Annotated in this window: 16 protein-coding genes; 3 read left to right on the top strand and 13 right to left on the bottom strand. The window is 60.0% G+C overall.

All coding sequences use genetic code 11. The features are described 5' to 3' along the window. Positions 1–168: 168 nt before the first annotated feature. Positions 169–1,437 carry a patatin-like phospholipase family protein gene (locus J0663_RS17720; RefSeq protein WP_207241702.1) on the bottom strand — a complete coding sequence of 423 codons (1,269 nt, stop codon included), beginning with the start codon at positions 1,435–1,437 and terminating at the stop codon, positions 169–171. Between the two features lie 83 nt (positions 1,438–1,520). Next, entirely contained in the window at positions 1,521–1,958 is a 438-nt protein-coding gene (locus J0663_RS17715) for a hypothetical protein (protein WP_246590304.1), read from the bottom strand. 316 nt (positions 1,959–2,274) lie between these two features. Between J0663_RS17715 and J0663_RS17710 the strand changes: the two genes are divergently transcribed. Continuing rightward, positions 2,275–2,745, top strand: a complete 471-nt coding sequence (locus J0663_RS17710) for an MEKHLA domain-containing protein (protein WP_207241701.1) — start codon at positions 2,275–2,277, stop codon at positions 2,743–2,745. A gap of 240 nt (positions 2,746–2,985) precedes the next feature. On the opposite strand, the gene maiA is transcribed toward J0663_RS17710, so the two are convergent. The 4 genes from maiA to hppD are packed head-to-tail and all read right to left on the bottom strand — an operon-like array spanning position 2,986 to position 7,202. Continuing rightward, complete coding sequence (gene maiA, locus J0663_RS17705) at positions 2,986–3,618, bottom strand: maleylacetoacetate isomerase (RefSeq protein ID WP_207241700.1); 633 nt, start codon at positions 3,616–3,618, stop codon at positions 2,986–2,988. Then, positions 3,618–4,640, bottom strand: a complete 1,023-nt coding sequence (locus J0663_RS17700; protein ID WP_207241699.1) for a fumarylacetoacetate hydrolase family protein — start codon at positions 4,638–4,640, stop codon at positions 3,618–3,620. Before J0663_RS17700 ends, maiA begins: the two co-directional genes overlap by 1 nt. A gap of 49 nt (positions 4,641–4,689) precedes the next feature. Next, positions 4,690–6,051, bottom strand: coding sequence for a homogentisate 1,2-dioxygenase (hmgA, locus tag J0663_RS17695; protein WP_207241698.1), 1,362 nt, complete (start codon positions 6,049–6,051; stop codon positions 4,690–4,692). Positions 6,052–6,092: 41 nt separating this feature from the next. After that, positions 6,093–7,202: a 4-hydroxyphenylpyruvate dioxygenase gene (gene hppD, locus J0663_RS17690; RefSeq protein ID WP_207241697.1), complete on the bottom strand. Its 1,110-nt coding sequence runs from the start codon at positions 7,200–7,202 to the stop codon at positions 6,093–6,095. 128 nt (positions 7,203–7,330) lie between these two features. Here hppD and J0663_RS17685 point away from each other — a divergent pair, with 128 nt between their 5' ends. Further along, positions 7,331–7,810, top strand: coding sequence for an Lrp/AsnC family transcriptional regulator (locus J0663_RS17685; protein ID WP_207241696.1), 480 nt, complete (start codon positions 7,331–7,333; stop codon positions 7,808–7,810). A 48-nt stretch (positions 7,811–7,858) separates the two neighbouring features. Here the strand turns inward: J0663_RS17685 and J0663_RS17680 are convergent, their stop codons facing one another. Next, the gene (locus tag J0663_RS17680; RefSeq protein WP_064801990.1) at positions 7,859–8,320 is read right to left on the bottom strand and encodes an Lrp/AsnC family transcriptional regulator; all 462 of its coding nucleotides are present in this window, start codon (positions 8,318–8,320) and stop codon (positions 7,859–7,861) included. A gap of 123 nt (positions 8,321–8,443) precedes the next feature. Between J0663_RS17680 and J0663_RS17675 the strand changes: the two genes are divergently transcribed. Next, positions 8,444–9,235: a phenylalanine 4-monooxygenase gene (locus tag J0663_RS17675; protein WP_207241695.1), complete on the top strand. Its 792-nt coding sequence runs from the start codon at positions 8,444–8,446 to the stop codon at positions 9,233–9,235. Positions 9,236–9,260: 25 nt separating this feature from the next. Here J0663_RS17675 and J0663_RS17670 read toward each other — a convergent pair whose 3' ends face one another. The 6 genes from J0663_RS17670 to J0663_RS17645 all read right to left on the bottom strand — a co-directional run bounded on the left by J0663_RS17670 (position 9,261) and on the right by J0663_RS17645 (position 13,101). Next, the gene (locus J0663_RS17670) at positions 9,261–10,253 is read right to left on the bottom strand and encodes a L,D-transpeptidase family protein (protein ID WP_207241694.1); all 993 of its coding nucleotides are present in this window, start codon (positions 10,251–10,253) and stop codon (positions 9,261–9,263) included. A gap of 88 nt (positions 10,254–10,341) precedes the next feature. Further along, a complete protein-coding gene (locus J0663_RS17665; protein WP_207241693.1) occupies positions 10,342–11,226 on the bottom strand; it encodes a hypothetical protein in 885 nt (294 codons plus the stop codon). 139 nt (positions 11,227–11,365) lie between these two features. Then, entirely contained in the window at positions 11,366–11,680 is a 315-nt protein-coding gene (locus J0663_RS17660) for a hypothetical protein (protein WP_207241692.1), read from the bottom strand. A gap of 113 nt (positions 11,681–11,793) precedes the next feature. Continuing rightward, the gene (locus tag J0663_RS17655) at positions 11,794–12,375 is read right to left on the bottom strand and encodes a BA14K family protein (protein ID WP_207241691.1); all 582 of its coding nucleotides are present in this window, start codon (positions 12,373–12,375) and stop codon (positions 11,794–11,796) included. Further along, positions 12,372–12,536, bottom strand: a complete 165-nt coding sequence (locus J0663_RS17650; RefSeq protein ID WP_207241690.1) for a hypothetical protein — start codon at positions 12,534–12,536, stop codon at positions 12,372–12,374. Before J0663_RS17650 ends, J0663_RS17655 begins: the two co-directional genes overlap by 4 nt. Before the next feature lie 166 nt (positions 12,537–12,702). Beyond that, positions 12,703–13,101, bottom strand: coding sequence for a DUF1236 domain-containing protein (locus J0663_RS17645; protein ID WP_207241689.1), 399 nt, complete (start codon positions 13,099–13,101; stop codon positions 12,703–12,705). Between the last annotated feature and the right edge of the window lie 17 nt (positions 13,102–13,118).

The raw sequence follows: 13,118 nt of genomic DNA, 5'->3' as shown, positions 1-13,118 counted from the left end.
TTCTGAAATCATTATGGGAGGTCCGGGTAACTGGGCCTCTCATGCTGTTATAAGCGGAAGCTACCCAGCGTGGATGGTCGGTTTGCCACCTTTCGGCAGCCGCTTTCCTCGCCTTATCAGAGTTTCCGCCTTCCGGCTCTCTGGGGGCCGGCACCTCCAGCTTTCGCGTCACAAGGGCAGGAAATCGAACAGGCGCTTGCTGACCCTCGCCGCCCGAGACGGCTTCACGGTACCGGCAATTATCGGCGGCCCCGACGCTGGAGCCAAGGGCGATTGATAAAACCGGTTGAGCATCGCGTCGCAGACGTAGTGCCCCCAGTTCGTCAGATGCTCCGTCTCTCTCGCGCCGAGGAAATGGAGGTAGGTGCCGACCTCAGAGGGAACGACCGATGATGGCGGCAGCCTGTAAGAGGCATATGGCATGAGGTCGGCTTCCTTGCTGTCGATCGACCAATAGACGCCGCGCGTTCTTGCCCGCAAAGCCGATTTCGCGAGATCGTCGAGACCGAGCATCTCGGCCCGTTTTGCAGCCTTGAAGCCGCCGACCAGGTCTCGCCGCCTTAACGACCTCACCTGATTGTCCATCGTATCGAGAACGCGATTGAGCTGGGAGAGATAGTTCCAGTATCCGCGGGTGGAAGTTCGCCAAGGCGCTCCGGCGTCGCTGACAAGCAAAAAGTCGCAACGTTTCAGCGCCGGCTCGATGCCGTGATTGTCGTAAACGCCGCCATCGCTCAATATTGCCCTGTCGGGAGCAACGGGGTCCCCAACGGTGTCATCGAGTTTTTCCCTTTTCCAGGAAAACTGGGACAGGTCCAACCGCAGCGGCGACAGTACAGGCGGGAATGCCGCCGAGGCGGCAACCGCTGTCGCAAGCGAAAGTGCCGGATGAAACGACACCCCAATCCTGTAATCCGCGATATAGCGGTTCGACATCCGGAAGAGCGAACCGGTGCTGAGATTGCTGGAGCAAAATACGAACCAGGGTGAACTTGGAAGATCGCTCAGGCTTGGAGACCTTCCATCGAAAAGATGTCGCTCGTAGAGTTTGGCGGCTTCCTCGGCCGCGCTGGAGAAGGGATTGAACACGCCCTTCAGGAAGCTCGGCCCATCCGCGAATATCTGGCTGAAGGCCAGAATGCGGTCGACGTATTCAGTCTTGAAGTTGACGGCGACCTCGTTCTCGAAGATCAGCCGTGGCCACACATAGGCCAGCAGGCCGGATGCGATCGATCCGCCCGAGACGGACGAAATCATATCGAGCTTCGCCAGAAGACCGGCCTCGTTCAGCCTGGCTAGCGATCCCGCATGGAAAAGCATGGCCCGATAGCCGCCGCCAGAAAGGCAGAGGCCGAGTTTATAACGCTCCGCAGGCTTTTCGGGATCTTCGGATCCCGACGAAACGGCACTCGAAGGGACATGCTCGTCGTCCGACATGCTCGGCCTCACTCTGGAATATGAGTTCTCACCGATCTCTTCCTTCAGGCGAACTTCGCGGTCGCTGCCTCCGGACCGGCTACTTATTCGTATCGGCGGGAGTTGGCATCGCATTTGTGCCACTCCCAGTTTATTCCGGCTTCGTCCTTTTGGCCATAACACCAGTCGGCACGATTGAGCAGCGGACCGAGTTCGTCGCGCCGTTTGCATGCCCGCAGCGTCTGGGGCCCCTCGCGATCGACACTCGTGCGGCAGATCACGTTTCCGCCGGGCGAGTCAAAGCTGATGTAGTCCACTTGGTACTGCCTGTATTCGTCGACAAGCTGCATCGGATCGTCGGATTCAAACACGCCCGTTATCACCAGAGCACGGCCTGCCGCGCCGCCGTCCACACGTTGGTAGGAAATTGCTGCATGCCGCTCTCCGGCGATGGCGACGAACGCCAGCAGCAGCGATATCAACGAGACGGATTTACGCATTCCTACCCGGCCCTCGAGCACCTGTATTTCTCCTGTCGTCATTCGCAGCATAGCTTGGCAGCTCTGTATAGCCGGATGATGAAATCACCTGCCCGTGGAGCCCGACATGATCGGCGACCGCCGACGCCGATTACGGTCCGAAGAACATAGCTTTGCAGAGAATGTTGACAGCGACCCCAGCAGCTCGAGATCAATGCACAAGGGCGATCTTCTGGCAAGCATCACAATCAGAAGTGATAATACAAGGTAAATGACGGTCCTCGCCGAAAAGGCTTCCGGTTCACAAGGCATGATAGACGCGTGCAATGAATATCGGCTATGTCGCCTGCACCGACGTATTTGACCAGCGAGGCAGTTCGTGACTTCCACCTATGACAATCACGCCCTCGACCTGGCGAACGATCCCGATTTCTTCTCCCTTCTTACCGGCAGCTACCAGCGCATCGTCGGCCGCCATCTTGTCGAGGAGGCCCAAGGGCCGGACTGGCTTTACAATCATGCGCCTTTCGTGGTCCTCGCCCACAATACCCTGCCCGACCCGCGCTTCATCTACGCAAACCGGACAGCGCAGACCTGCTTCGAATATAGCTGGGACGAATTCATCTTGCTGCCCTCGCGGCTTTCGGCCGAGCAGCCTGATCGCGCCGAACGGCAGCGGCTGCTGGATGCCGTCACGCGCGATGGTTTTGTCGATAATGCGCGCGGCGTCAGGATCGCGAAATCGGGTCGCCGTTTCTGGATCGAGAACGTCACCGTCTGGCAGCTGATCGATCAAGCGGGCAAGCGGTTGGGCCAGGCGGCGATATTCTCTTCATGGCGGGACGCGTAATGTCGCCGTCCCGGGCGGGGTAGCGGGAGCGGCAAACGTAGCTTCGCGGTTCTTGCTATATGCTCTCCACTCCCTCATTCCTGTGCCTGTCACAGGAATCCAGTGCGCCCAAGTCCTTGGGCGCGGAAGACGCTTTATCCCTGAGAGTCATTCACGGCGCGGACGCGCCGTGGCTGGATTCCTGTGACAGGCACAGGAATGAGGGAGGCTGGAGGGGCCGCTTTGCCTGATGAGTTCTAGCTAAGGCTTCACCCGGTCGGGATGCGCGGCCTGAAACGCCGGCAGTTCCGCGCATCTGGCGTCGATGTCGACGATGCGTCTGAAATCGGTCATATCTACTCCCCAACGGCGGGCGTTGTAGACCTGTGGAACCAGACAGAGATCCGCCATCGTCGGCCGATCGCCAAAGCTGAATGCTCCATTAAATTCACCGATCATGGCTTCGAGTTTGCGCAGTCCGTCGGCGATGAAATGCTTCATCCATTGCTCGCGGGCGTCAGCCTTCTCGGTCATCGTCATGAGGTGGGTCACGACATGCATGTTGCAGATCGGATGGATATCCATGGCAACCGCATATGAAAGCGCCCGCACACGCTGGCGATCGGCGATGTCCGATGGCAGCAGTCCATAGTCCGGCCGGGTCTCGGCGAGATACTCGATGATCGCCAGCGACTGCGTCAGCGTCTTGCCATCGATCACCAATGTCGGCACCAGCCCCTGCGGGTTCAGCGCGAGATAGTCCGGCGTCCGGTGGGCACCGTCCAACAGGTTGATCGGCACGGACTTATGTTCGACGCCCAGGAGATTGAGCGCAATGCGGACACGATAGCTCGCCGATGATCGCCAATAGTCGTAGAGAACGACCTCACTCATTACCGGCCCGCTCCCGGGTATCTTTCGACGGTCTGCTCGATTGCTCCGAAAATCGAATGACCGGCATGGTCCTTCATCTCGATGCGCACCTGATCGCCGAACTTCATAAAGGGCGTCTTCGGCGATCCGGCCTCGATGGTCTCGATCATCCTCAGTTCGGCAATGCAGGAATAGCCGTCTCCCCCCTCTTCCACCGGCTTGCCAGGGCCGCCGTCGAGCTTATTGGAGACCGTGCCGGAGCCGATGATCGTTCCGGCCACGAGGTGGCGGGTTTTGGCGGCATGGGCGATCAGCTGGCCGAAATCGAAGGTCATGTCGAGGCCGGCATTCGCCTTGCCGAATGGCTTGCCGTTCAAGCTCACGAGCAGCGGCAAATGCAGCTTGCCGCCATCCCAGGCATCAGCGAGCTCGTCCGGCGTCACCGCGACCGGAGAAAACGCCGAGGCGGGCTTCGACTGGAAGAAACCGAAACCCTTGGCGAGCTCATCCGGGATCAGACCGCGCAGCGACACGTCGTTGACGAGCATCAGCAGGCGGATCGCGCCGCGGGCAGCCTCAGGGCTGGATCCCATGGCGACGTCGCCGGTGATAACCGCGACCTCTCCTTCCATGTCGATCCCGTAAGCCTCATCGGCCATCTCGATCGGGTCGCGCGGCGCGAGGAAAGCATCCGAACCGCCCTGATAAATCAGCGGATCGGTCCAGAAGCTTGCCGGCATCTCGGCGCCGCGGGCCTTGCGCACCAATTCCACGTGGTTGACGTAGGCCGAACCATCGGCCCATTGATAGGCGCGCGGCAAAGGCGATGCGGCGTCATGTTCGTGAAACCGGATCGTCGGCTGGGCTCCGGTCTCGATGCCCTCGGCGACCAGCCGAAGCCTCGGAGCGACGTGCTCCCAGTCGTCGAGTGCCGCCTGCAATGTGCGGGCGATGTGACCGACCTCCGAACAGCGGGTCAGATCGCGGGACACGACGACAAGGCGGCCGTCCCGGGTGGAATCCTTCAAGGTCGCGAGTTTCATGTCTCATTTCCCATGCAGCAGTATGCTTGCCGATCGTCACTTGATGCCGTCACTTGATACCGGGGGTCCCGTCGAACTTGCGTTCCAAGCCATCCCAGCAATCGAGATAATCATCCTGCAATGTTTCGAGCTCGGCTGCATATTTCGTCAGCTGCTGCGGGTATCGGGTCTCGAACATGAAGGCCATGGTTTGATCGAGCTTTACCGGCTTGAGCTCGGCATTGGACGCCTTTTCAAAGGCCAGCGCATCCGGCCCGTGGGGAAGCATCATGTTGTGCAGGCTGATCCCGCCCGGCACGAAGCCCTCTTCCTTGGCGTCATACTGACCGTGGATCAGGCCCATGAATTCGCTCATGATGTTGCGGTGGTACCAGGGCGGACGGAAGGTGTGCTCGGCGACCAGCCAGCGCGGCGGGAAGATCACGAAGTCGACATTCGCCGTGCCGGCGTCCTCGGTAGGCGCAGTCAGCACCGAGAAGATCGACGGATCGGGATGGTCGAAGCTGATCGCGCCCACCGGCGAAAAGGTCCGCAAGTCATATTTGTAAGGGGCGTAATTGCCATGCCAGGCGACCACGTCGAGGGGCGAGTGGCCAATTTCGGTCACGTAGAACTTGCCGCACCATTTCACATGGACGCGGCAGGGCGTTTCCTTGTCCTCGAAAGCGGCGACGGGCGTCTTGAAATCGCGCGGGTTTGCCAGGCAGTTGGCGCCGATCGGCCCACGATCAGGAAGCGTGAATTTGGCGCCGTAATTCTCGCAGATATAGCCACGCCAGGCCGTCTGCTCGCCGACTGTCAGAATCTTGAACATCATGCCGCGGGGAATGAGGCATATTTCCAGCGGCTCGACGTCCATGATGCCCATTTCGGTGAACACCCTGATGGCGCCGAGCTGCGGCACGATCAACAGTTCGCCATCGGCGTCGAAGAAATAGTCGTCGACCATGTCCTCGTTGAAGACGTAGGCATGGGCCGACATACCGACCTGGGTGGCGGCATCGCCTGCCGTCGTGATCGTCCGCACCCCTTCCAGAAAGCTCAGTTTCTCCTCAGGCGCGGGGATCGGATCCCAGCGGAGCTGGCCGAGAGGAAGCGAATGCTCGTCCAAGCAAGGCGCCGTTTTCCAGAGCGGGTAGGAGATGTTCGAGAAGCGGCGCGTATGACGCACGCTCGGGCGAATGCGATACAGCCAGGACCTTTCATTCGTGCCGCGCGGCGCGGTGAAGGGTGAGCCGGAAAGCTGCTCGGCATAAAGACCGTAATTGCATTTCTGCGGGCTGTTCTGGCCCTGCGGCAAGGCGCCGGGCAGCGACTCCGTCTCGAAGTCGTTGCCAAAGCCCGGCATGTATTTCAGCGTGCCTGCGGCCGCGGCTTCCGCGTCAGAAGCCTGGATCGATGTCTGGTCCATAGTCAACTCCTCGCCCCGAGAACTCTACAGCACGGCAGAGTTTACTCCGCTGCCGTCCCGATGACACCACGCTTGATCTGATCGGCCTCGATCGATTCGAACAACGCACGGAAGTTGCCTTCGCCGAAGCCCTCATCACCCTTGCGCTGGATGAATTCGAAGAAGATCGGGCCGATGACGGTCTTGGAGAAGATCTGCAGCAGGATTTTCGTCATGCCGCCGTTCACCACGCCTTCGCCGTCGATCAGGATGCCGTGCTTCTTCATGCGTTCGACAGGTTCGCTATGGCCGTTCACCCGTTCATAGGACATGTCGTAATAGGTCTCAGGAGGCCCCGGCATGAAGCGCAGGCCATTGTCGGCCAACCGATCGGTCGCATCGTAAATATCCTCGGTTCCAACGGCGATATGCTGGATGCCCTCGCCCCGGTACTTCTTCAGATATTCTTCGATCTGGCTGTTGTCGTCCTTCGATTCGTTCAGCGGAATGCGGATCTTGCCGCAGGGCGAGGTGATGGCGCGGCTCACCAGACCGGTGATGCGGCCGTCGATGTCGAAGAAGTGGATCTGCTTGAAATTGAACAGATTCCGGTAAAAATCCCACCACTTGTCCATGTTGCCGCGAAAGACGTTGTGGGTGAGATGGTCGAGATAGTAGAAGCCGATGCCCGGCGGATTCGGATTGCGCTCGCCCAGCCAATCGAACTCGGCATCGTAAGCCGATCCTTTTGCGCCATAGGTCTCGACGAAATAGAGCAACGAGCCGCCAATGCCGACGATCGCCGGAACATCGAGCACCTTGTCGTCGCCCTCATAGGGAACGGCGCCTTTCGACACCGCATGATCGAAGGCGTGCTTGGCGTCGACAACGCGCCATGCCATCGACGGGGCGCAGGGACCGTGCTTTTCAACGAAGCGAGCGGCATGGCTGCCGGCTTCTGCATTCAAGACGTAGTTGATGTCGCCCTGTCGCCAGACGGTGATATCCTTCGTCTTGTGCCTGGCGACCTCGATATAGCCCATGCGCGCGAAGAGCTCGCGGAGCTTCTCCGGCTCGGGATGAGCGAATTCGACGAATTCGAAGCCGTCGGTGCCGGCCGGGTTGTCTGCGGTAATTTCCGAGGGCGGCGCATCGTGCGGAAAAGGGCCCATTTTCTCCTCCTGAAGATTGAACCTTGACTGCGCAAAGTGTGGACCAAAACGCGCGCAAAGTTCTTGCATTCTTGATGCTTCAGGAAGATATTATGCACGGTTCGTGAGAGTTCTTGGGATTTTCTGCAATGGATGAACAGCTCGACAGAATGGATTTGCGTCTGCTCCAGGAACTACAAAAGGACGGCCGGTTGACTAACAACGAACTCGGGGAGCGGATCGCGCTTTCACCCTCGCAATGCTCACGAAGGCGAACGCGACTGGAGGCCGAAGGATATATCCGCAGCTACCGGGCCTACCTCGATCAGCAGAAGCTGGGCCTCGATATGCTGGTGGTCATTTCGGTGACGCTTGCCACCCATAATCGGGACAATGCCCGCAGATTCTCGCAGCTGATCAACGGGCTGCCGGAAGTCCTCGAAGCCTATGCGCTGACCGGCGAAATGGACTATCACCTGAAGGTGGCGACGCGCGGGCTGGCCGACCTTTCAAAATTCGTCAACGACGTTTTGTTGCCGCACGAGTCGGTGCAGCATGTGAAAACGTCGATCGTGCTCGACACGTTGAAGACATTCGAAGGATTTCCGGTGCACATGCCGGGCCATTGACTTGGCGACAGTACGCGATGATTCCGCCGCCGCGTTTGGCGGCAAGCGTCAGAGCGGCAATTCGGTCGAGAATTTCAACTCGCGCAGCACGAAGCTCGATACGACAGTGCGCACATGCGGGTTGCGCATGAGGTAGCGGGTCATGAAGGCTTCGTAGCTTTCGACGTCCCTCGCCCTGATCTTCAGCATGTAGTCGAAAGCGCCCGACAGGGCGTAACACTCCATGATTTCCGGTCGCTCCAGCACCACTGAAGCGAAAGAGGCGACCGCCTCTTCGTGATGATCCTCGAGCGTGACATGCGCGATGACGCAGAGCTTGAGGTCGAGTTTGCCGGGATCGAGCAGCGTCACGCGCTTGCGAATGACACCGTCGGCTTCCAGTTCCTGGATCTTCCGCCAGGCCGAGCTTTGCGACATGCCGGCCTTTTCCGCCAGGTCCGCCAGCGACAGAGTGCCGTCGGCCTGGATGAGTTGCAGAAGCTTGCGGCGAAAATTCCCAGTTTCTTTCATTTCTGCCCCCACACATGGGAAGATCTGCCACCAACATGGCAAAAGCCAGCATGAAAGAAAAGAAAATCCTCCGAAGCCGGATCATAATGGCAGCAATATCGCTACGTCTGGGAGGATACCGATATGACCAAAGAAAGCAGCTACACTGCCAAACTGCCCGGCCCGGACGGCCTCTACGACTACACCCCCGAAGAAGATGCGATCTGGGGCGAACTCTACCGGCGCCAGATGAAGCTTTTGGCCGATAAGGCCTGCCAGGAATATCTGGATGGCGTCAAACTGCTTGGGCTCAGGCCGGAGAAAGTACCTCAGCTTCTCGACGTGAACAGACGCCTGAGCGAGACCACCGGTTTCGGCGTGGAAGGCGTGCCGGCGCTCATTCCGCCTTCGCGCTTTTATGAGCTTCTGTCGCAAGGCAAGTTCCCGCTCGCCACTTTCCTGCGCCGGCGCGAACACATCGACTATATCGAGGAACCGGACCTGTTCCACGAGGTGTTCGGCCACTGCCCGCTGCTGACCAACCAGAGCTATGCCAATTTCGTCCGACATTTCGGCGAAACTGCCATGCGCCTCGGCAAGGGCTATTCATGGCACCTGTTCCGGATTTTCTGGTTCACCGTCGAATTTGGCTTGATCAATACGCCGCAAGGCCGCCGCTGCTTCGGCGCGGGCATCGTCTCCTCGCCAAGCGAAGCGAAGGCGGCAACGGAAGGCACGGCCTGCGAATTTCGGCCGTTCGATTTGATGAGCGTGCTCCGGACGCCCTACCGCATCGACATCCTCCAGCCGATCTACTATGTCATCGACAGCTTCGCCGATCTCGAGGCGATCGTGGAGCAGGATATCGGCGGCGCCATCCTCAAGGCGAAATCGCTGGGTGACTTTGCGCCGACTTTCGAAGCCAAGGCTTCGTGATCCCCGCCGCGTCCGAGGCTGCGCTTCACTTCGAAGCGGCCAGACTGCGATTGACGAAATCGACCTGAACGCCCGGCTTGACCATGCCGGCCAGCTCTTCAGCGTCCCAATTCGTCAACCGCACGCAACCATGCGAGCCGACCTTGTCGATGAGCTTCGGCTCCGGCGTCCCGTGTATGCCATAGGTCGGCTCGGTCAGATCGATCCAGACACTGCCGACCGGACCGTTCGGCCCTTTCGGGATCGTCAAGACCTTGTCGTTCTTTCCCTGCTTGAAGTTGCGCTTCGGATCATATCGGTAGACCGGCATTCTCGCGACGCCCTTGACCTTGTGCTTTCCTGAAGGCGCCGGATTGTCCTCGCTTCCGATCGTCGCGGGATAGACGGCAAGCAGCGATCCATCCTCGCCGTAAGCGAGCACCTGCCCCGTCTTCTTGTCGGCCTCGATGCGCTTGACCTTACCTTCCCTGGGAGGGCCGGGATTGACGACCCACACCTTATCGCCAGGCGCAAACCGTGAACCGGGGTTGAGCGCGTTCAAGAGATCGAGACCCATGTGGAAGCGCTCGGAGAGCTTCTCCGCAACACTGGTATAGCCGAGGCTCTGCATCTTGGCCTTCTCGCCGTAATCCTCGGGGATTCTGTCCACGAGGCCGGTGGCGTCCTCTGGCGAGACGACATAACTGTCGACAATGGGGGCATTGTCTTCCAAACGGGAGACGACGTCCGGATCCGGCCTGCCATCGACAGAAAGCCCGTTCATCGCCTCGAATCCCGCCACCGCCTTATTGACGTTTTCGCCGGATAGGCCGTCGATCACCCCGGGAGACGCGCCTGCACGGTCGAGCAGGACCTGAAGTCGGATGATCGCCGGGTCCGGATCCGCAGGTGGCGGCTTTTTCGTCTCGACGTCAGCGATCGAAGCGACATTGATTGCTTCGGGTCGAAGCTCCCGCGCGGCGGCGCCGCCGATGGAGAGGGCCAGAGCAAGCAGCGACATTGGCAGGGCTGTTTTCATGGACAACAAATGGCCAATGTGGGAATTTGTTCCCAAGCTGGCTGACACCCTCAGCGACAAGTTTCGCCGGACCAGCCGCAGGCTGCTGTCACGTCGCCTTCGCGTGCCTCTTGGCTTCGCGCGATCTTGCCGACCGACGCGCTGGCCTCAGTTCTTCGATCGTCGGCAGCCACCACTCGGCGCCCTCAACCGGGGGCGTTTTCGCGGGCCAGGTACGGACGAGTTCCTCGAGCACAGGCACACGCCAATGTCCCCAGACGTGAAACTCGCCAACACCCGGATAGAACTCCGCAACAAGGCCGGGGTCGACCAGTTCGCCCGTAATCTCCGTAAAGACGACGATCCCATAGATGATGGCCACGGGACGTCCTATCGGCGGCAAGTCGTCGGCCGGGAGCGGGTAACGGCGACGCCTTCGTTCCGCGGCACGAAGCCTGCGGCGCATCTCCTGTTCGGTTCCCTTCCGCTCCTCGGCGCGACGCCGTCGCTCGTCCGGCTCGTTTCTGCGAGCCGCCGCTTCGATGCCCGGCCATCGGCGCCTCAGTTCCTCATAGGATCGGAAGGGAACGTGCCATAGGTGAAGGTCGCCGTCCCACCGTGCAAACGGCACTTCGTGCAACTCGTCGATGACGGTTTTTGAATAGGGCGTGCGGATTCGAAAGCCGGTCTTGGCGAGCGTCAGATACGGACTTTCGATGGGATCGAAGTCGAAGGCATCGCGCCCCTTCGCATCCGCATGCGCGTCGGCTTCGGTCTCCAGCCCGGCAAGCCATTTTCCGATGCGACGGGATGCTGTCCGGCCCGGAACGAACCAGGCCTTTCGGACGTCGTTCCAGCGGGCCCGGGGAAAGTGTCTTCGGAATTGGTCGACGGTCGTCCTGTCGTAAGGAAAGGAAATCTCCGCGCCAGGCTTCGGCTCATCGTCACCGGGCGGTCCCTCGTCTTGGTCGGCGGAAGATTCCGTTTCGCTCATAAGGGGACAACGCTTCCGCACCGGGATAGGTTTCCGGCGCGGCGGTCCGTCGTACGGATCTTCCCCCGGATCATCAGCCGCCGTTACAGACCCGGCCTTTCTCCGTCAGGATCCGCCGCCGTATAAGCCGGGGCGAAAGCTAGTGAACCGTCTTTGGCGGCTTCTGCGGGTGCGAAATGTTTTGGAGCGTCGCCATGAGCTTTTCGAACTCGTTCAGGACACGGTTGAATTCAGCGTCCGGCATCTTGACGATATCCGATACGGTCGAAGAAACCGACGCAATAAGCTTGTCGATCCAGACACAGCGGTCGGCCGACACATTTCCGAGAACATCCCGACGAAGCATCTTCAGCTCGCGAAGGATGCGGACAATAAGTGCCCCCCGCTCCGCTCTGCTCAAGAACGGAAGCCTTGTCTGCGCCTGGTGGATTTCTGCTATCAGCGTCGTCGCCATCCCCGCTCTCCGCCCTCAAATGCAACCGGATATCACAACCGTCGCGATTACAACACGGACTTTAGTCTGGCTAGTTAGCTCGGTGCAATTTCGTACGGCTTGACCGCCCATGGTTAATTGCTCGTCGCGACGAGATCCGACATGTCGCAGTTGCGGCGCGGCCCGTCCCAAGGTTGATAGGTATTGTCTTGCGGTCGATACGATCTGTAGCGGGCGGAGCATCGGACGGCCGCCTGTGCAGTCACTTTCGCGCCGGCCCCCTCATCGCTTTCGGCAATATGTTGGTGAAACGGCGAAGAGCATTCGCGGATAGCGCCGCTGTAGGATCGATAGCTGTTGGTCGCAGGATCGAAAGAACGGTAACGCTGCGCGCACCAGGCAAGGTGCTCGGCAGTGAATTTCGGCTGCGCTGCCGGCAATTCGTTCGCAGGGAGAGCCGCTTGCGAAGCCGTCCTGGTCAGCACGGGCGCCGGTGCGTCGGTGACATAACTGGAATAGACAGGCGGAATTCGTTCATAATGCTGCTGTCGGGGATCGATTTTCACCGGTCTCGTCGTCCATAGATCGCGCGCGGCAAGATCCATGAAAGCGCGAGGTTCGGAATCCGCCACGACATGAGAGGCAATCGATGCCGCGGCCATGCAGGCCCCGATGGAGCTGACGATGCCAAAGGCGACGGACGCGAGGGCGTTCATTGCCCCGCCCCCTGCTCGTGTGCCTGTGGGACCCAGACGCGCGCGCCCGCACTACCGTGTCCGCCGGTCGCGACAAGCACGGCGAGAATGCCGGCGATCGCCAAGAGGATGGCAATCAACGGCACTGCCAGGCCAGCGGATTTCTCTTCGGAATAGATCATGCTCGTCTCCTTGACCCGCCGCGGCGTCATCAGCCCGCGAGTGTCCTGGACTTCATAACGGTCTCTCTGTTTGTCGGCCGCACGACGACGTTGCCGCCTGTTCGTGCGGCCGATCTGACGATGTTTGCGAAAGGAAGAACGCGACAGAGCCGCGAGAGCGATCAGGTCACTTGATAACCTGGATCACCTTGCGAGACGACGGTTCGACAATGACACGCTCGTCGTTGACCACCGCGTATGCATAGGTCGGATCGTCCGGAATGGGCGTCACGACGACTGTTTCCGGCAGCGGCTGGCCGACGACAATCTTTTCCTTCACGACCACGCGTGTCGAAGGCGCCGGCGCCTCGCGGACATAGGTGACGACCTTTTCCGGCGGCGGATCGATCGCCGTGCCGACGATTGCGCCGGCAACGCCGCCGATAGCAGCGCCGGCTGGACCTCCAACAATCGCTCCGGTGACTGCGCCACCGGCCGCACCATTGACGGTCGAGGACTGGGCGAAGGCGAGGCCCGACATCAAGGTCATGGCCGTTGCTGCGCTTGCGATAAGCTTGAAGAGCATCTTTTCCTCCTTCTCTT

This window comes from Rhizobium lentis (genome assembly GCF_017352135.1).
Lineage (GTDB): Bacteria > Pseudomonadota > Alphaproteobacteria > Rhizobiales > Rhizobiaceae > Rhizobium > Rhizobium lentis.
The sequence above is the reverse complement of the archived record's forward strand: the minus strand, read 5'-3'. Positions and strand labels throughout refer to the sequence as shown.